This is a genomic window from Gardnerella sp. DNF00747 (assembly GCF_049262675.1).
Classification (GTDB): domain Bacteria; phylum Actinomycetota; class Actinomycetes; order Actinomycetales; family Bifidobacteriaceae; genus Bifidobacterium; species Bifidobacterium swidsinskii.
This window is the reverse complement of the sequence record NZ_CP058394.1, coordinates 489,836-508,456: the sequence shown is the minus strand read 5'-3', so window position 1 is coordinate 508,456 and position 18,621 is coordinate 489,836. Positions and strand designations below refer to the sequence as shown.

General features: G+C 40.3%; 10 protein-coding genes and 1 tRNA gene. 8 read left to right on the top strand and 3 right to left on the bottom strand.

Annotated features, from left to right (window positions below):
- Positions 1-193: 193 nt before the first annotated feature.
- Complete coding sequence (locus HXT32_RS01795; protein WP_254597194.1) at positions 194-3,913, bottom strand: Rib/alpha-like domain-containing protein; 3,720 nt, start codon at positions 3,911-3,913, stop codon at positions 194-196.
- Between the two features lie 99 nt (positions 3,914-4,012).
- Between HXT32_RS01795 and HXT32_RS01790 the strand changes: the two genes are divergently transcribed.
- Complete coding sequence (locus HXT32_RS01790; protein ID WP_076002948.1) at positions 4,013-4,198, top strand: hypothetical protein; 186 nt, start codon at positions 4,013-4,015, stop codon at positions 4,196-4,198.
- A 176-nt stretch (positions 4,199-4,374) separates the two neighbouring features.
- On the opposite strand, the gene HXT32_RS01785 is transcribed toward HXT32_RS01790, so the two are convergent.
- Positions 4,375-4,450: transfer RNA gene (locus HXT32_RS01785), tRNA-His, on the bottom strand.
- Between the two features lie 140 nt (positions 4,451-4,590).
- On the opposite strand from HXT32_RS01785, the gene purT reads away from it, so the two are divergent.
- The 6 genes from purT to purD all read left to right on the top strand — a co-directional run bounded on the left by purT (position 4,591) and on the right by purD (position 14,746).
- Positions 4,591-5,874 carry a formate-dependent phosphoribosylglycinamide formyltransferase gene (gene purT / locus HXT32_RS01780; RefSeq protein WP_103013841.1) on the top strand — a complete coding sequence of 428 codons (1,284 nt, stop codon included), beginning with the start codon at positions 4,591-4,593 and terminating at the stop codon, positions 5,872-5,874.
- Positions 5,875-6,049: 175 nt separating this feature from the next.
- A complete protein-coding gene (purC, locus tag HXT32_RS01775) occupies positions 6,050-6,832 on the top strand; it encodes a phosphoribosylaminoimidazolesuccinocarboxamide synthase (protein WP_103013840.1) in 783 nt (260 codons plus the stop codon).
- A 143-nt stretch (positions 6,833-6,975) separates the two neighbouring features.
- Positions 6,976-10,731, top strand: coding sequence for a phosphoribosylformylglycinamidine synthase (locus HXT32_RS01770; protein ID WP_103013839.1), 3,756 nt, complete (start codon positions 6,976-6,978; stop codon positions 10,729-10,731).
- An 83-nt stretch (positions 10,732-10,814) separates the two neighbouring features.
- Positions 10,815-12,302, top strand: a complete 1,488-nt coding sequence (gene purF, locus HXT32_RS01765; RefSeq protein ID WP_004105975.1) for an amidophosphoribosyltransferase — start codon at positions 10,815-10,817, stop codon at positions 12,300-12,302.
- 96 nt (positions 12,303-12,398) lie between these two features.
- Positions 12,399-13,433, top strand: coding sequence for a phosphoribosylformylglycinamidine cyclo-ligase (gene purM / locus HXT32_RS01760; protein ID WP_103013838.1), 1,035 nt, complete (start codon positions 12,399-12,401; stop codon positions 13,431-13,433).
- A gap of 41 nt (positions 13,434-13,474) precedes the next feature.
- Positions 13,475-14,746, top strand: coding sequence for a phosphoribosylamine--glycine ligase (gene purD, locus HXT32_RS01755; RefSeq protein ID WP_116431604.1), 1,272 nt, complete (start codon positions 13,475-13,477; stop codon positions 14,744-14,746).
- A gap of 115 nt (positions 14,747-14,861) precedes the next feature.
- Here the strand turns inward: purD and HXT32_RS01750 are convergent, their stop codons facing one another.
- On the bottom strand, positions 14,862-16,931 hold the full coding sequence (locus HXT32_RS01750) for an LTA synthase family protein (protein ID WP_102703186.1): 2,070 nt from the start codon (positions 16,929-16,931) through the stop codon (positions 14,862-14,864).
- Between the two features lie 310 nt (positions 16,932-17,241).
- On the opposite strand from HXT32_RS01750, the gene HXT32_RS01745 reads away from it, so the two are divergent.
- On the top strand, positions 17,242-18,621 hold the full coding sequence (locus HXT32_RS01745) for an alpha/beta hydrolase (RefSeq protein ID WP_076002952.1): 1,380 nt from the start codon (positions 17,242-17,244) through the stop codon (positions 18,619-18,621).

Genomic DNA, 18,621 nt, shown 5'->3' with positions numbered 1-18,621 from the left:
TTAAAAGTTTTGAAATTTTGATGTAAGTATTTACTTGTTTTTGGTTTTAACCGAATTATTTACACAATTTGCTCATAAATGAGTAAATTTTTTTAGATTTAGTGAAATTATGTTGCAATATCACGCTCCAAAATTCCATGAGATTTTGCATCAAAAACATGCACATTAAAAACATGCACCCAGCAGAAAAGTTTCATACGAGTCGCCACCTTCCAAGCAACTCGTGTCCGCGCTTAGTTTGATCCATTACAAACACAGCAGCAATCAAACTAGACAACATCGCAGAAACAACACACAAAGACGCATTCCAGCCGCATCCGCCGGTCTTTGGCAGACTGAATGGTTTCACAACGTGAATCATGAAAGTCTTAAACTCGTAATCTTTACCCCTGGTGTACTGATCTCCGTGAACATCATGCAACAAATCATATTTAGCACCATGATGACTACTCATATCATCAAAAGATTTCTTAGCGTCTGGTTTCAAAGCCCAAGCAACGCACTGATAGTCACCAGTTTTTTCTGGAATACCATCGAGCGTAGCAGTAGTACGTTGAGCAGCATCGAACGGATTATTCGGATTATCGTTAGCGTTATAGCTATACAATTTATGCTGCGCGTTGCAATTAGAATTATTCTTACACTTCTCACGCTCGGAGTACGTATCAACATGACTCCATGTAATTGGATTGCTTGCTTTCATACCCGCAAGTTCTGAAACAAAATCACGGTCATCATTTTCGCATAAAACTTCCAAGCTTATTTTCTTCTCAGTTTTATTACCACTATTCCACACGTCTTTTGTAGACCAAGCGTCAATAAACGGTCTATGCATAAGACTCATACCACTCATAATGGTAAGACCGTTACCACTTCCAAACTTACCATCAACATCACTAATATCAGGTGCGTCAGGAGAATCTGACCTTAGCACTCGAAGCTTTATATCATCGCCTTCCATAGGATCTACTGTCACTTGCGCGTACACTGGATTTGGTTTACTTATGCCATCGCCATTACCAGCATCTTTATCCGTAGACTTTGAACCGTCCGGATAATGTACAATCACAGGAATTTTATACACGCCAGGCTTCTGCCACTTAAGCGGCTTAAAAGACATCACTCCATAGTGAGAACCATCACCTGTACCATGGTTTTTACCAGTCTTCCCACCATCGCTAGGCTTATTGTCTTGACCATTATCGTAGAAAGACATTCCATAAGGATGATCCTTATCCTTCTTATACCAACCAGGATTATCTTTCTTATACTGGTCTTCATCAAACTCGAACCAAGTGCCGTCTGGAAGTGCGCCTTCTTCTATATCATCCTGATGAGTAGCATTATTAGCGCCTTTCTTACTCGTAGGCACATCAGTCATATTCTTATAACCATTAGTAAGGCTTGCATGATATTCACCAGCCTTCACTTTCAACGGCACGTAACTAGGATTATTCCTATGCGCGTAAGAAGCTTTAACACTAAACTTTAAAGTTTGATCATTCCAATCTTTACCCTTTGAATTCTTAGTCTCATCCTGAGTACCATAATTAGCAAATAGCATTTTCTTATAAACAACACTTCCGCCAGTGTCATTGGCAATTATGTCATCGAAAACCTTAAGACTACCAGCATTGTTAAAAGCAAACACGCGACACTCATACTTACCGCTTTTCTTAGGTGTTCCGGTAATAATCGCGCGAGAACGAGCCATAGTATTCGTGTTGTACTCGTCTTTAGTTAAATGCGAGTATTTAAAATCATTAAGATTACAGTTTTTATTATTCCTGCACTTGTTTTCTTCGTCTTCCGTAGCAATCTTCCATTGACGAAAAGCTGTAAACTTTAATCCGTTAACTTCACCAAAAGGCTTGTTTTTCACTTCATCCCATTTAAGAAGCGTATAATTATCCTTATTTTCTTCGTGGCAAATAGCGCGGAATTTAATAGGAGACTTATTGTTAGCAGACCACGCGTCAGGTATAAGAAGCCTACTACTATCTATCTGCTTATCTTTATCAAGATTCGTGTAATGATCCGTATGATACGAACCATAAGTAATACGGTCGGAATAGTTACTACCGTAATCGTGCATACCTGCACCCTCAGCAATAGAAAAACCTAAATCGTTATTGCCTACAGTAAGTGGCGTTACTTTAACGTGAGCATAAACCTGCCCATTATCCGTACTACTTGAGCCATCAGGATAGTGAGCAATTACAGGAGTATCGTAATTATTAGGATCTTGAGGTTTGCTCGGAGTAAAAGTTACTTCACCAGTACTAGTATTAGTCATTTTTGACCAAGAAAGCACTGGTTTAGAATATTTATTACTCTTACCAAGCTCAAACCTAGTACCTTTCGGAAAATCGCCTTTAGTAATCCCCTTATTTTCTGGAACCGACGTAATTGATTTTCCAGCTTGCACCTGTTTTTTATCATAATCTGGATACACAGGCTTATAAAAATGAGACATAGGCCAAACTTTGAATTTAGCGACAACCGTCTCTGAAAAAGGCTGAGGATGATTACAGTTGTACTTATTTGGATTAGGGTATGTTACTTTAATCGGTATATAGACTGTATGATTTTTATGCGAGTCTGCTGGGTTAAAATACACTTTACCTGTAGACTTGTCAATCCACGCATGACCTTGTTGTAAAGGCTCTGGCTTCTGCTTATTAGGATCATCAAAAGTAACTTGAGCATTGGATCCCTTATTGTTATCAAAATAAGCATTACCATCAATAGAATAAGTAAGATTCTTAGGAATATGATCGTACAGTTTACCTCTTTTACCGTCACTACCATAATCAGGAACAAAACTACCCTTATTATTGAAGTAATCACCAGGATTCTCTTGCCAGTGACCATCATCGGTATAAGCTCTCACAGAAGAAGCTTGACGAGGCTGCGAATCCTCCGACTCCTCAAAATGCAACCCACCAGGCTTAGTCGGATTGGTACTATTATCCCACTCCACGTTATCTGGTATGCCATCACCATCATGATCATAAGGACCATAAGCTGCATAATCACGCTCATGAGATTCAGCATTCGTAGCCTGATATCCAGCAATAATAGGCATGTAACGAATATCAGTACCATCTGGCACATCTGCAGTAATAACCCAACGGTAGCAAGTCGTAGAATTAGCACTCTCAAACGAACGCAGCATTATACCAAAGTCGCCATTGTCATGCCACTTCTTTATCTCGCATAAACTGTAATTCTTAAATTTAGACTCAGAATCAACATTATACCCACAGCCAAAATGACCATCACCAACAGTATCTTCCCATTGATCATTGAAATCTGTATTGCCATACGTATAATGCCAACGAGAAATTGTTTGAGACCAGCCCCATTTCTTATCCCAAGTTTTCATTGTTTCTGGGATGCCGCTAGCATTCTGAGTTGACCAGTCATTCCACTTTTTCTCGTAAACATTTCGCCTATCTCTTTTCACTCTAATAGTGTCCGTAATAAGCTGTTTCGGAAGATCTACATAAAAAGTAGGTCGCGCTGGAATACGCTGTCTAGGCTGAGAATCTAAACGCTCAAGAAAAGCATAGTTAAAATATATTTCATACTGCACATGAGTACCATTAGAATCCTTAGTAATCGTTGGCGTAATATGCATATTTTCAACAGCATTACCAACGCCATTACCATTAGCAGTAAAATATCCATAACCACCATACGACCACATAACCTGCGCAGCGCTTGCAGGCTTAGCTGACACAACGAGAACAGCAAGAATAGTCGCCACTGCAACAATCAACGCAAGAGCCGCGCGACGAATGTAATACAATTTAGAAGCGTTAGCAATAGAGCACCCTTTAGTGCAACCTTTAGATTTTTGTAAAGTTACAGAACCGCTAACATCATCAAGCGCATGATGACGATTCATAAAACTACAAGTTATACGCATAAGGTTAGAGAAACAGCCATGAAGCCGTAACATTCTAACGCCTCGATTTCCAAAAATCTAAAAGCTGCTCGAATACTCATGCCTGTTGGTTTTATGAATCAACAAGTATTGCCCGGGGTGCAGAACACTGCATTATCAGCAGCAAATGAACGCGAAATATCACAAACCACCAAAGCAAACGTCGATACGAACGCAAGCAAGCACAATCATGCCCAAAATCAGCAGGCTAATTCACGCCAAAAACTTAAACGCAAGATAATGTAGTGCACTACTGCTAAGCACATATGTTGTTATACCCCCCCCCCATGAAAAATTTCAAGTAAAATTTGCAAATTTCTTAATATTCGTAAAAATTCCTAAATTCGGGGTTATATGCGGGTTATAGGCAAAAATATTGCAATCCAAAACAAAAAACGGCAGATACTTACCTGCCGTTTAAGTGGGGTGGCTAACGCGGCTTGAACGCGCGACCTTCTGAACCACAATCAGATGCTCTACCGACTGAGCTATAGCCACCATGCGCGTGAAAACATACATAATCACACAACAAAGGGATACTATACACGATTTTCTAGATTTCCGCCAGAGCAACACACTTCGGCGCGTCGTAGTAACAACATCAATTATTCGACAATGGCAAATGCAACAATGGGTGTATGAGTTTTTCTGAGCAAAATCAGCGCATTTTTGGCGTAACTGCAAATAGCAACAACACGACAGCACTTCTTCTTGGCTCAGGCGAGCTTGGTAAGGAAATTGCGATTGAGCTTATGCGATTAGGCGTGCTAGTATGCGCTGCCGATAGCTACAAAAACGCTCCTGCAATGCAAATAGCTCACGAATACCACGTGCTAGATATGTCGAATCCGCAAGAATTGCAAGAACTTATTTCCAATGTGAATCCTGACATTATTATTCCAGAAGTTGAAGCTATTGCTACTGAAGTTTTGAAAGATGCTGCTAAAAAGAATATTCAAGTCGTTCCTAGCTCAGATATTGCCGCGATTGCAATGGATCGCGAGCGCTTGCGTAGAATTGCGCACGAAGATTTAGGACTGCCTACTACACCGTATTGTTTCGCTTCATCTTATGAAGAGTTAGAGGATGGAGCTAAAAAAGTTGGCTATCCTTGTGTAGTTAAACCTGTTATGAGCTCTTCTGGTCATGGTCAGTCAATAGTTCGTAGTTCTGAAAATTTGCTCGCAGCTTGGAATGAAGCTCAGCATGGCAGGCGTGCAGCAGCTGAGCATGAAAATGAGTGTTCACGCGTTATTGTTGAAGCTTTAGCTCCGCTTGATTATGAGCTTACAGTACTTACAATAAGCTCTTGCGCAGGAATTACTACTTGTGAGCCGATCGCTCAGTGTCAGCAAGACGGAGACTATAGAGAATCTTGGCAGCCTGCAAATATTCCTGAATCGATCCGCACTAATGCGAAAGATATTGCAAAGCGTGCTGTAGAAAGTTTGACTGATATTGCGCAAGAAGCTGGCGAAACAGGTTGGGGCATTTATGGAGTCGAACTATTTGTATTAAAAGATGGCTCACTGTTATTTAACGAGCTTTCACCTCGCCCACACGATACTGGCATGGTAACTATGATTTCACAGCACTACAGTGAATTCGCATTACACGCATTGGCTATTTTGGGAGTCCCAATTACAGCTAACTATACTGAACTTTCTTTGAAAAATAATGAAGTTGCAGCAAGTCACGCCATTGTTATTAAAGCGGAAGGATCTGTTGGTTTTACGAATATTGCTCAAGCTTTGCAATCTGGCGAAAATCATCGATGCAACTTGCGTATTTTTGCTAAGCCTTCTGTGCATGGTCACAGACGAATGGCAGTTTCTTTAGCTACTGGATTAACGCAGGAAGAAGCTAGAGAAAATGCGACACGCATCGCCATGTTGCTAAAAACTACACAAACAAATGCTTAGATACATTGAAAATTAAGGCATAAGAGTTAAAAAAGATAATAATTTACGGTATGCACGAAGGGAAATTTTGTAGGTAACAATTGTTACGCTAATCGTGCTGGCAAAGGTCAGGTAAACCTACAAATATTGTTGGTTTGCGCCTACAACTGTGAATGCACATAAGAGAGGGCATATCATGGAAAAACTTGAGAAGTTGTACGAAGGCAAAGCCAAAAAACTGTATGCTACCGATGACACCAATGTGCTATGGGTTGAATACATGAACCAGGCAACAGCTGGTAACGGTCTGAAGAAAGCTCAGATTGCAGGTAAAGGCAGTTTAAATAACCGGATTACTTCGTTACTATTCCATTTACTTGAGGCGCGCGGCGTAAAAAGCCACTTCCTCGGACGAATTTCCGATACTGAACAACTTGTAAAGCGTATGCGCATGTTCCCACTGGAAATTATTATGCGAAATACTGCTGCAGGTTCTTTTGCAAAACGTTATAGCGTTAAAGAAGGAACACCTTTAAAGAAGCCATTGTTGGAGTTCTGCGTAAAGTCCGACGAGCTTGGCGATCCATTTATTAATCCAGAAGGCGTTGTAGCTCTTGGATTAGCAACAGATGAAGAAATGACGGAAGTCACTCGTCAAGCTCATGCTGTTAACAATGCTTTGTTGGATATTTTCTCCAAGATTGATGTTCAGCTTGTTGACTTCAAGATTGAAGAGGGCGTAGACGCGCAAGGTAATATTCTTCTCGCTGATGAAATAACTCCTGATACTTGCAGACTTTGGGATAAGCGCAATGCTGGTACGAATGAGGTAAGCCATTTGGACAAGGACTTGTTCAGACGCGATTTAGGCGACATCATTCCTGCTTATGAAGAGATTTACGATAGGCTTGCATCTTTAGCTCAAAGCGAAGGCTTGGATGTCTCTGTGCGCAAACCTGACGATTGCGTAGAACGATAATGATTGTTGTGGCTCGTACCTTTAGGGGGTGCGAGCCACATGCATTCTTAATGTGATTTTGAATAATTTAATATTTATAATTTAAAACCAATACAACAATAAACACTGCATTCATACCGCACATTCAACAAGGTAGGTTTCTCGTGGTATTTCGCGTATATGTGGAAAAACGCACTGGTTTTGACGTTCAAGCGCAACAGCTTTTACATGAGCTTAGGGAGATTCTTGGCATAAGCGCGATTACTTCCGCAAGAATTATTAACCGTTATGACGTTGAAGGTATCAGCAAAGATTTATTCGACAATGCTGTGCAAACAGTATTAAGCGAACCTCCAGTTGATAATACTTACGATTACTTGCCTATTGAAACCGACGAGCACGTATTTGCTGTAGAATTTTTGCCTGGTCAATTCGATCAGCGTGCGCAATCTGCTAGCGAATGCATTCAACTTATTAGTCAAGGCGAACGCCCAACAGTGCGCACTGCTAGAGTAATCGCTTTAAAAGGTGATCTTGACGAAAAAGCACTAAACGATATTAAACACTACGTTATTAATCCTGTTGAAGCGCGAGAAGCTTCACTTGATGAGGTAAAAAGTTTACAGCGAGAAGCAGTTGTACCATCTGATGTAGAAGTAATTAGCTCATTTAACGATTTAAACGAAGCTGGATTACAAGACTTTATTAATACTCGCGGTTTGGCAATGGATTTGGCTGACGCAAAGTTCTGCCAGAAGTATTTCCGTGAAGAACATAGAAATCCTACTATTACAGAAATTCGCGTTATTGATACGTACTGGTCCGACCACTGCCGTCACACGACTTTTGGCACCGAGCTTACAGATATTTCTATTGACGATAACACTGTTCAAGAAGCATTTAGCCGTTATCTTGATTTGCGAAAAGAACTAAATCGCGAAAATAAGCCTGTTTGCCTTATGGATATGGCAACTATTGGCGCAAAATACTTAAAGCATACCGGCGAGCTTAAAAATTTGGACGAGTCAGAAGAAATCAACGCTTGCACAGTAAAAGTTAAAGTGGACGTAAACGGTCACGACGAAGATTGGCTATTCCTGTTTAAAAACGAAACACATAATCATCCTACAGAGATTGAGCCTTTCGGTGGAGCTGCAACTTGCATTGGTGGCTGCATCCGTGATCCTCTTTCTGGACGCTCCTATGTGTATCAAGCAATGCGCGTAACTGGTGCTGCAGATCCACGCACGCCTATTAGCGAGACTTTAAACGGTAAGCTTCCGCAGCGAAAAATTGTAACTTCTGCTGCCGCAGGATACTCTTCTTACGGAAATCAGATTGGTTTAGCTACTGGCGAAGTACACGAGTTATACCACCCTGGTTATGTTGCAAAACGTATGGAGGTTGGTGCAGTTGTTGCCGCTACCCCAGCCGACCATGTGCGCAGAGAAACTCCAGCTCCTGGCGATGTGATTATTCTTCTTGGCGGACGCACTGGTAGAGATGGCATTGGCGGCGCAACTGGCGCTTCTAAAGCTCAAGATGTTGAAAGTATTGAAGAGTGCGGAGCTGAAGTTCAAAAAGGTAATGCTCCTATTGAGCGAAAACTGCAACGACTTTTCCGACGCAAGGATGCTTGTCAACTTATTAAGCGTTGCAACGATTTCGGCGCTGGCGGCATTTCTGTCGCAACTGGCGAAATTGCCGACGGCTTAACTATTAATCTCGACAAAGTTTCTAAAAAGTACGAAGGTCTCGACGGCACTGAGCTTGCTATTTCTGAATCTCAAGAGCGCATGGCTGTCGACGTTGCATCAAGTGATGCTGAAGAATTTTTGAAGTATGCTCGTGAAGAAAATCTTGAAGCAGAAATAATAGCGACTGTTACTGAAGAAGCACGAATGCGAATGACTTGGCGTGGAAAAACCATTGTTGACTTAAGCCGCGCATTCTTGGCTTCTAATGGCGCTGCAAAACAGCAGATATTGCATATTGAAAGTGGAGAATCTTACGAAACTCCATGGCAGAATCAGTCAGATTTGCCGTTAGAAAAGCGCATGCATAACTTAGTTTCGGATATTAATATTGCTTCAAATAAAGGCTTATCTGAACGATTTGATTCTACTATTGGCGCTGCTACTGTACTTATGCCTTTTGGCGGTCGTCGCCAGCTTACTCCTGCTCAAGCCATGGTTGCTAAATTCCCAGTATTTGGCGAAACAAACACAGCTTCCGCAATGGCTTGGGGCTTTAATCCGTATTTGATGGAAAAGAATCAGTTTACTGGAGCTTATGTTGCGGTTGTTGAATCATTGGCAAAGCTAGCAGCTAGCGGTTTCACTCGCGAACGTGCTTACTTGAGCTTGCAAGAATATTTTGGCAAGCCTCACGATATTCCAGAGCGTTGGGGAAAGCCAGCTGCAGCAGTTCTTGGTGCTTTAAGTGCACAGCTTGATTTTGGCGTTGGAGCTATTGGCGGCAAGGATTCCATGAGCGGCAGTTTTGAGAATCTGGATGTGCCACCAACTTTGATTTCGTTTGCTGTTTCTACTGGAGATGCACGTTTAACTGTTTCACCTGAATTTAAGGGTGTAAATCATAAAGTTATACGTATTGCTCCAAAATATAAATCCGACGGAATTACTCCAGAAAAAGAAAGCTTCCTGAAAGCACTAGAGATTGTAGAAAATATTACGAAAAACAAGCAAGCTCTTGCTATATCTACTCCTGGCTACGGTGCTAGCGCAGAAAGCTTATTCAAAATGACGCTTGGAAATCATATTGGTCTTAAATTATTCAACAATTTAAGCGACGATGATTTATTTAAGCCAGCATATGGAAACTTCTACGTTGAGCTTAAAGAAGACGCTGAAGTTCCGTCTTTAGCGAATACAAGCTTGGTTGACGTTGAGATTGTTGGCGAAACAACTGAAAATTACGCGATTACTTCATCGAATGGCGAAGAAATTGATTTAAGTGATTTGCAAAAAGTTTGGGAAAGCGAACTTTCCTCAATCTTCCCGTATAAAAAGCCTGGCGAGATTGTAGAAACTATTAATAACGAAACTAATGTTTCTACTACAAACCACATGCACACAGGAAAACTAAAGCCGCTTTCGCATCCTCACGTTATTATCCCAGTTTTCCCTGGAAATAATTGCGAATACGATACTCAAGCTGCTTTTGAAAAAGCTGGAGCAGACGCTCATACGCTTATTATTAATAATTTAAGCGCAAAAGATATTGCACAATCAGCTGAGAAATTGGTTGAAGAGATTAAAAAGAGTCAAATTGTAATGATTCCAGGAGGCTTCTCTGGAGGGGACGAGCCGGACGGTTCTGCAAAATTCATTACAGCATTCTTTAGGAATCCAGCAGTAACAGACGCAGTTCGTGACTTGCTTAATAATCGTGACGGTTTAATGCTTGGAATTTGCAACGGCTTCCAAGCGCTTATTAAGCTTGGTCTTGTGCCTTTTGGTGACATTATCCCAATAAATTCCGAATGCCCAACTCTTACCTACAACACTATTGGCAGACACCAAAGTAGGATTGTTCGCACTAGAATTGCTTCAAATCTTTCACCATGGTTAGCAAATACGCAAGTTGGAGACATGCATACTGTTGCAATTTCTCATGGAGAAGGTCGTTTTATTGCTACTAACGAAGTTATGGAAAAGCTTATTAACAACGGCCAAGTAGCTACGCAATACGTTGATAGCAATGGCGTTCCAAGCATGAGTTTGAATGTGAATCCAAACGGATCGATTATGTCCGTTGAAGGAATTACCAGCCCAGATGGTCGAGTTTTTGGAAAAATGGGACATTGCGAGCGCGCAGGTCGTGACTTGTATGTCAATATTCCTGATTTCCACGAGCAACCATTGTTTGAAGCTGGCGTTGAATATTTCACTGCATGAGCTTTAGTTTACAGTTGCAAGACTTGTATCAAAATAACTACAAAATTCGACGATTACAATCATCGATTATTAGGGGGGTATGAATGTCTGCAGAACTTGAAGATATTCACGAAGAATGCGGCGTATTTGGTGTGTGGGGTCATCAAGATGCAGCTAGGCTGACATATTTTGGACTTCATGCGCTACAGCATCGAGGACAAGAAGGTGCCGGCATTGTATCTAACGACAATGGCAAACTGCATGGGTATCGCGGATTGGGATTACTAACTCAAGTATTTAGCAATGAACAAGTTATGGATCGTCTTACTGGAAACAGGGCTATCGGTCACGTGCGATATGCTACTGCAGGTTCTGGAAGCGTTGATAACATTCAGCCTTTCCTATTCCGTTTCCACGATGGAGACGTAGCTCTTGCTCATAACGGAAATTTGACAAATTGCACTAGCCTACGTAATTCCTTGGAAGATAAAGGCTCAATATTCCACTCAAATTCTGATACTGAAATATTGATGCATTTAATTCGCCACTCCAGTAAAGCAACTTTTATGGATCGCCTAAAAGAAGCTTTACAAACTGTTCATGGCGGTTTTGCTTACTTATTGCTTACTCAAGATGCACTAATCGGAGCAACTGATCCAAATGGTTTCCGCCCTCTTTCGCTTGGTCGTATGAAGAACGGCGCGTACGTGCTTGCTTCTGAAACTTGTGCGCTTGATATTGTGCGAGCAGAGTTTATTCGCGATATTGAGCCTGGCGAAATCATTGTTATTAATGACGATGGCTACACTATTGAGCAATATACAAAGCACGTGCAGCATGCAGTATGCTCAATGGAATTTATTTATTTCGCTCGCCCAGATTCTAATATTTACGGTATTAATGTTCATTCTGTACGAAAGCGCATGGGTGCACGTTTGGCTAAAGAATCTCCTGTTGAAGCAGATATGGTTATTGGAGTTCCTAATTCTTCACTTTCTGCTGCTGCAGGATACGCTGAAACAAGCGGAATTCCAAACGAAATGGGATTGATTAAAAACCAGTATGTTGCACGCACTTTTATTCAACCGACGCAAGAATTACGCGAGCAAGGCGTTCGTATGAAACTTTCTGCTGTTCGTGGTGTAGTTGCAGGAAAACGCGTTATCGTTATTGACGATTCGATTGTTCGCGGAACTACTTCTAAGCGCATTGTGCAATTGCTTCGAGAAGCTGGCGCTAAAGAAGTGCATATGCGTATTTCTTCCCCTCCGCTTAAATATCCTTGCTTCTACGGTATCGATATTCAAACTACGAAGGAACTTATTGCAGCAAAGCATTCAGTTGAAGAAATTCGCGAGTATATCGATGCTGATTCCTTAGCATTTTTGTCTTTAGATGGATTAGTCGAGTCGATTGGATTAAAAAAGCCTGCTCCTTATGGCGGTTTGTGCGTTGCTTACTTTAATGGCGACTACCCTACTGCACTAGACGATTATGGCGAAGAATTCTTGGCTTCACTTACTCCTGAAGAACGCGAACATTTGCAAGAAGTAAGGAAGCACAGTAAATATTCACACGAAAATCTTATATAACTTAATAACTTGATTATTTATTAATTAAATTGTTCATTGCAATTTATAAATAAAACTTAAGAAAATACTTATAACATTGTTACGAAAGGAACCAATATGCCACACGCATATGAAGAAGCTGGCGTAAGCGTAGAAGCAGGATACGAAGTAGTACGTCGTATTAAATCTCATGTAAATCGCACAAAGCGCCCAGGCGTTGTAGGCGGCATTGGCGGATTTGGCGGCTTATTTGATTTGGCATCTCTTGGTTACAAAGAGCCAGTGCTGATTTCTGGCACGGATGGCGTTGGAACCAAGCTTGTGATTGCAAAAATGATGAATAAGCATAACACTATTGGCATTGATTGCGTTGCAATGTGCGTAAACGATATTGCAGCTCAAGGTGCCGAGCCGCTTTTCTTCCTCGATTATATTGCATGCGGAAAAAACAATCCTGAAATACTTGAGCAAGTAGTTTCAGGCGTTGCAGATGGTTGCGTGCAATCAGAGACAGGTTTAATTGGCGGCGAAACTGCTGAAATGCCTGGAATGTATGACGAAGACGAGTACGATCTTGCAGGTTTTGCAGTAGGCGTTGCAGAACGTTCGAATATTGTTGACGGCTCCACTATTACTGCCGGCGACGTGCTTATCGGACTTCCTTCTTCAGGAGTTCATTCAAATGGATTCTCTCTTGTTCGCAAAGCTTTGTTTGAAGAAGCAGGTTTTAGCGTTGACACCAAGCTAGATGAGCTTAATGGCAAAACACTTGGCGAAGTTCTTCTTGAACCTACTCGAATCTACGTAAAAGCTTTAAAGCCACTTTTTGCAGAACATCTTATTAAGGGAGTTGCTCATATTACAGGCGGCGGATTTATTGAAAATGTTCCACGCATGTACGCAGATGATTTGGCTGCAAAAATTGATACCACTAGCTGGAGCGTTCCACCTATTTTTGGAGTTATTGAAAAAGCTGGAAAAGTTGCTCACGCTGAAATGTTCAACGTTTTTAATATGGGTATTGGCATGGTTTTGGCAGTTGACGAAAACAAAGCAGACGAGGCAATGCGAATACTAAAAGAGCATAACGAAACCGCTTATATTATTGGCAAAATGGCTAAGCGCGAAAACGTTGCAGTCGAATTGTTGTAATCCACAAAACAGCAAAATCTTAAAGCAATAAAGGATCAAAAATGAAAGTTTTAGTAGTTGGTTCTGGCGCTCGCGAACATGCTATTGCACACGCGCTACTTAAAGGAGAAAGCGTTGAAGAAGTAACTGTTGCTCCTGGAAATCCTGGTATTGCAGCAGATGGCATTCAAACTGCAAACATAAGTCAATCAGATCATGACGCTCTTATTAAGTTTGTTAAAGACAATAACTACGATTTTGCGTTCATTGGTCCTGAAGTTCCCCTTATGAATGGCATTGTTGACAATTTTGAAGCGCATGGAATTGCCGCTTTTGGTCCAAACAAAGCCGCAGCTCAAATTGAAGGCTCTAAAGATTTCGCAAAAAAGCTTATGGCTCGTCACAACGTTCCAACTGCCTCCTACAAAACATTTGACGCTTTGGAGCCGGCACGCGCATACGTTCTTGAGCATGGTGCTCCAATTGTTATTAAAGCGGATGGTTTGGCTGCTGGAAAAGGCGTTACTGTTGCTATGGATGAGCAAACAGCAGTTGATGCTTTGGATGATATCTTCGTAGATCATCGTTTTGGTCAAGCTGGAGCAAAAGTTGTTATTGAAGAATTTTTGCAAGGTCAAGAGTTTTCGCTTATGAGTTTTGTAAGCGGAACTGATTTTTGGGTTATGCCTATTTCTCAAGATCACAAGCGTGCTTATGACGGAGACAAAGGACCAAATACTGGAGGCATGGGAGCTTATAGCCCTGTGCCGCAAATTAGCGACGAAACAGTTCAGCGTGCTATCGACGAAATTGTGCGCCCAACTGTTGAAGGACTAGCTAAAGAGGGTACGCCTTTTACTGGCGTGCTTTATGCTGGCTTAATTGATACAGCAACAGGTCCTAAAGTTATTGAGTTTAATGCTCGTTTTGGAGACCCAGAAACAGAAGTTGTGCTTCCTCGCCTTACTTCAGATTTTGGTGCAGCTATATGGGATATTTTGCAGCATAAAAATCCTACTTTTACTTGGAAAGATAGCGGTGTTACGCTCGGCGTAATTATTGCAAGCGAAGGCTACCCTGGCACTTTAGTTACTGGAACTCCTCTTCCTCAAATTCCTGTTGACGAAAATCAAGGTCAACACGTGTATTATGCAGGAGTAAAAAGCGATGAAGAAAGCGGCAAACTTCTTACTTCTTCAGGTAGAGTAGCTCTTGTGCAAGTGCATGGAGATGACGTAAAAGACGCTCAAAACAACGTCTACAGCATATTAAATAAGCTTAATCTTCCACACATGTTCTTTAGGCATGATATCGCATCTAAAGCCTTAAAATAGTTTGTTAATTGATATAGTTTTCATTAACAAATTGCAAATCAATAAGCCCCTCGCTATTTGAAACATACTATGTATCAAATACAAACGAGGGGCATTGTAATAATCAAACTAGCTTTTAGCGCGGTAATTTCAGAAAATCAGTATTACGCAAATAATGCTTTCCAGCAGTAATATCGTATTGTATTAAGCGATAGTCATGAAGAAGTTGACGTGACTTCTTATCCATCTTAGACAAAATCATAGGATTACCATCGTTATCCAAATAAATTGATTGTCCCTCAGGAATTCTATCCCAGCCTTGAATAGTATTTACAACAGGAGGCTCCATAGCGCTCACATGCTCATGTAAACAAGTTAAGAAAGCAAGATACGGAGAAACTTTAGCGTTCATATGTAAAGCAGCCTGAGAAATAAAGAAGTTAGGTGAAGAATACTTATTAGTACGATCTACATCTTTACTTGTATTAGAATGCTCTACATTTTTGTTTGAAGATTTTTTCTCACTACGCTCTTTACGCTCCAAAGCAACTTTATTTGACCAAATAAAATAATCAGTCAAATGCAAAGACAATGAATTCTTTTCATCTGAACTTGCAGTGCCGTAAATTCCTGGCAAATGGTCACCATAAAACATAACAGTAATAGGCTTATTTAGTTTATCTAAACTCTTCAAAAACGCTTGTGTTGCCTCATCAGTGTGCTGCACACCCTTAGCATACGTTTCAATAGAAGTTTTTTCATCATCACCAAGATCAGCGGCACCATCTTTAGAAGACACTTCGAATTCATTATTCGCATACCAATCCCTATAAGGCATATGGTTTTGCATAGTAACAATTTGTACGAACCTAGGTTGCTTATGCTCTTTAATCTTTTCTAACGCACTCTTATATGCTGATGCGTCAGAAACATACGGTGATTTATCTATAACATCACGGTGAGCAATAACATCAGGTCCTTGCAATGCGTAGAACTTACTAAATCCAAACTTTTTGTAATTAGTAGCGCGCAAATACATGCTCGGCTCATACGGGTGGAAAGCTATAGATTTAATAGAATTACGAGAATCATCCCAATATTGATTAATAGTTGGAGACCATTGAGCATTAGGAACCAACTGCTGATACGGACTCGTCATTGAAGGATCAAAATTAGCCATGCTCAAACCAGTTAAAGACATGTACTCTAGATTTGCAGTACCGCCACCATAACCAGAAGAAAGCATCAAACCACTATCCGTATGCTTCTTTAAATTGCTAATAAATGGTATTGGATTCTTGTTCAACTTCAAACCAGGAACACGAGTAGGATCAGAGAACGATTCAGACAAGATAAGAATAAAAGTATTATCGTTCATATTTGTTGTACGAGAACGATTTATACGTTTAGCTTCATCGTTATAACGCTTGTATACAGCCTTCATAGTTTCTTCACTGTAATCAGCCGGCCTATCCATAATTTTAGGATTTACATTACGCAAAAATGCCACAATAGCACCATTGCGTTGAGCGTCATAAACAGAATCCCACATAGCAGGACTGTCACCAAGCATTTTAGAAAAAACATTAGCCGAAGAGTCAACTGTGCCAACGCCGCCAATATACCAGCTTAAATTCCCTATTAAAATCAACGCAATTGCAACACGAATACCAGCAGAATAACGCCAATCTTTAAATCGCACAATCTTTCCATGATTTGTATCAAATATGTGTAAGCAAACAGTTGTAACTAAAAGCAAAATAAAAACGCCTAAAGCAACACCAATGACCATAGGAGCATTATCTGGCAAAAATGAAGCGACATTACCAGTGTTACTTTTTAAAAAGTTTAAGTCCGCAGGAAGAATAGTTTCATAACGAACATTTACTTTCATATATTCAATAACAGCAATAAGCAATGAAACACTTAGAATTATTGCACTTGATATCCAAAATCGGTTACTAATCAAAAGAATTAAACCGTATATCATCGCAACAACGAGCGCACTAAGAACAATAACGAAATTAAGTTCTTTCCAGGTTTTAGTTATTAATCCCCAACGTCCACCAGACATTGCAGAAGTCATCTCAACTCTTCCAGCGCGCTGCACACCCATTTGCACAATAATTACCGACATGCCGTCAATAACAAAGAAAAGAAATGCATACAGCCAATACGGAACTTTCAAGCGCAAAAATGACTTCATACTATCCTCAATAAATCACACACGTACTAATTATTACTAATAATGTGCAAGTTTACTTATTGCTATCGTCATAAATTTTTAACAATGCATTGAAACAAGAAAAAATAGCAATTTTAATACTTAGGACTGATTACAATATATGTTTCGATATTTATTATTTAAATAGAATAAATAATAAAAAATAAAACAAATATTGAGGAAAATTTCAGATACTAGCATTACATTACTAGGTTGGGCAATTACTGTGCGTATATGTCGCTTAGATTAGTAACTGGTACGCAAATTAGACTAGAAAGTATAGGAGTCAAACATGCTGCAATTGGCAAAAGTGAGTCTTTTGCAAGGATGGCTACCAGTAAGCCTTTTTAGCGTAAATGGTATTTCTTTAGTCTTGTTGCTTTTTATGAAAACAAAACGCGGCAAGAAAATGTTCCACTTACTAATACAACTTGCAATAGGTGTCATAACATTTTTTGTCGGTGGAATAATTGCTTGGCTTATTTCTGACGTGTTTCTTGTATTCGAAGTAAGTCTTGGATGGCTCGTTATTTTTTCTATTGCATGCGGCTTCGGGCTTATAGGTTTTGCAGCAACAGCATTTGTTTTCTTACACAAATGGAGAAAACTAGTTGCAGTAATAGCTATTATCTTGACGTTAGCAAGCACAGCTCTTCATGTAGACATGATTTATGGGGAATACACGACAATAGGTTCAATATTTGGAATGGGCGGTTTTCCAAAACTAGAAGTTAATAAGCAAAAATCCGCATCCTCTAGTATTAAACAATGGAGAGAGTTAGCAGCACAACAAAAACTGCCAAAACTGCCTAAAAAAGGTATTGTTCGTTCAGTTTATATCCCTAACACTGCTTCACATTTCAATGCCAGAATAGCAAACGTATACTTGCCACCTGCTGCACTTGTTAAAAAACCACCAAAACTGCCAGTTATGGTCATGTTTGCAGGACAACCTGGTAGCCCTAATCACTTTTTTGCAGCAAGCGATATTGCAAATACTTTAGACAATTACGCGAAAAATCACTACGGTCTTGCACCTATTGTTGTAGCCCCTGACCAAAATGGTAAATCTTCGCATAATTCTCTGTGTGCGGATACACATGTGTTCGGCAAAGCAGAAACATATTTAATTAATGATGTTCCTAAATGGATACGCAAACATTTGCCAGTAAGCAAAGATCCTAAAATGTGGCTTATGGGCGGCTTCTCACAAGGAGGCACTTGCTCAACGCAACTAGTTCCATCTCACCCTGATATATTTGGAAACATTTTTTCTGCCGGAGGGGAACTAGAACCAACATATAAGAATCGCCAAGAAACAATTAATCATTATTTCAATGGAAACACATCAGAATATGAGCGACATGTACCTAGCGTGATAATGCGTAAAAATGCTCCTTTGAAACAAAATTATTACGCTATTGCGGGCTCATGGGATACTAAATCTCAAGCGAATCAGGCAACCATCGCACTAAGCGCACATCGCGCTGGAATGAATGTTATAACCATGCTTTCTCAAGGCAATGGTCATGATTGGCACACAGTAAAAGCTGGATTAAAAATAGCAATTGATCAATTCTGCAAAAAAACAGGTATTTCAAGCACTGCACCAAAACTTAATACCTACCAAAATGTACAAATTCTTATCAACCAGCAAGTGAATCGAGACTAA

Excerpts from the sequence above, each read along its gene's own strand:
- HXT32_RS01795 (WP_254597194.1), bottom strand. The coding sequence starts at position 3,913 with ATGAATCGTCATCATGCGCTTGATGATGTTAGCGGTTCTGTAACTTTA.
- HXT32_RS01790 (WP_076002948.1), top strand. The coding sequence starts at position 4,013 with ATGCCTGTTGGTTTTATGAATCAACAAGTATTGCCCGGGGTGCAGAAC.
- purT (WP_103013841.1), top strand. The coding sequence starts at position 4,591 with ATGAGTTTTTCTGAGCAAAATCAGCGCATTTTTGGCGTAACTGCAAAT.
- purC (WP_103013840.1), top strand. The coding sequence starts at position 6,050 with ATGGAAAAACTTGAGAAGTTGTACGAAGGCAAAGCCAAAAAACTGTAT.
- purF (WP_004105975.1), top strand. The coding sequence starts at position 10,815 with ATGTCTGCAGAACTTGAAGATATTCACGAAGAATGCGGCGTATTTGGT.
- purM (WP_103013838.1), top strand. The coding sequence starts at position 12,399 with ATGCCACACGCATATGAAGAAGCTGGCGTAAGCGTAGAAGCAGGATAC.
- purD (WP_116431604.1), top strand. The coding sequence starts at position 13,475 with ATGAAAGTTTTAGTAGTTGGTTCTGGCGCTCGCGAACATGCTATTGCA.
- HXT32_RS01750 (WP_102703186.1), bottom strand. The coding sequence starts at position 16,931 with ATGAAGTCATTTTTGCGCTTGAAAGTTCCGTATTGGCTGTATGCATTT.
- HXT32_RS01745 (WP_076002952.1), top strand. The coding sequence starts at position 17,242 with ATGCTGCAATTGGCAAAAGTGAGTCTTTTGCAAGGATGGCTACCAGTA.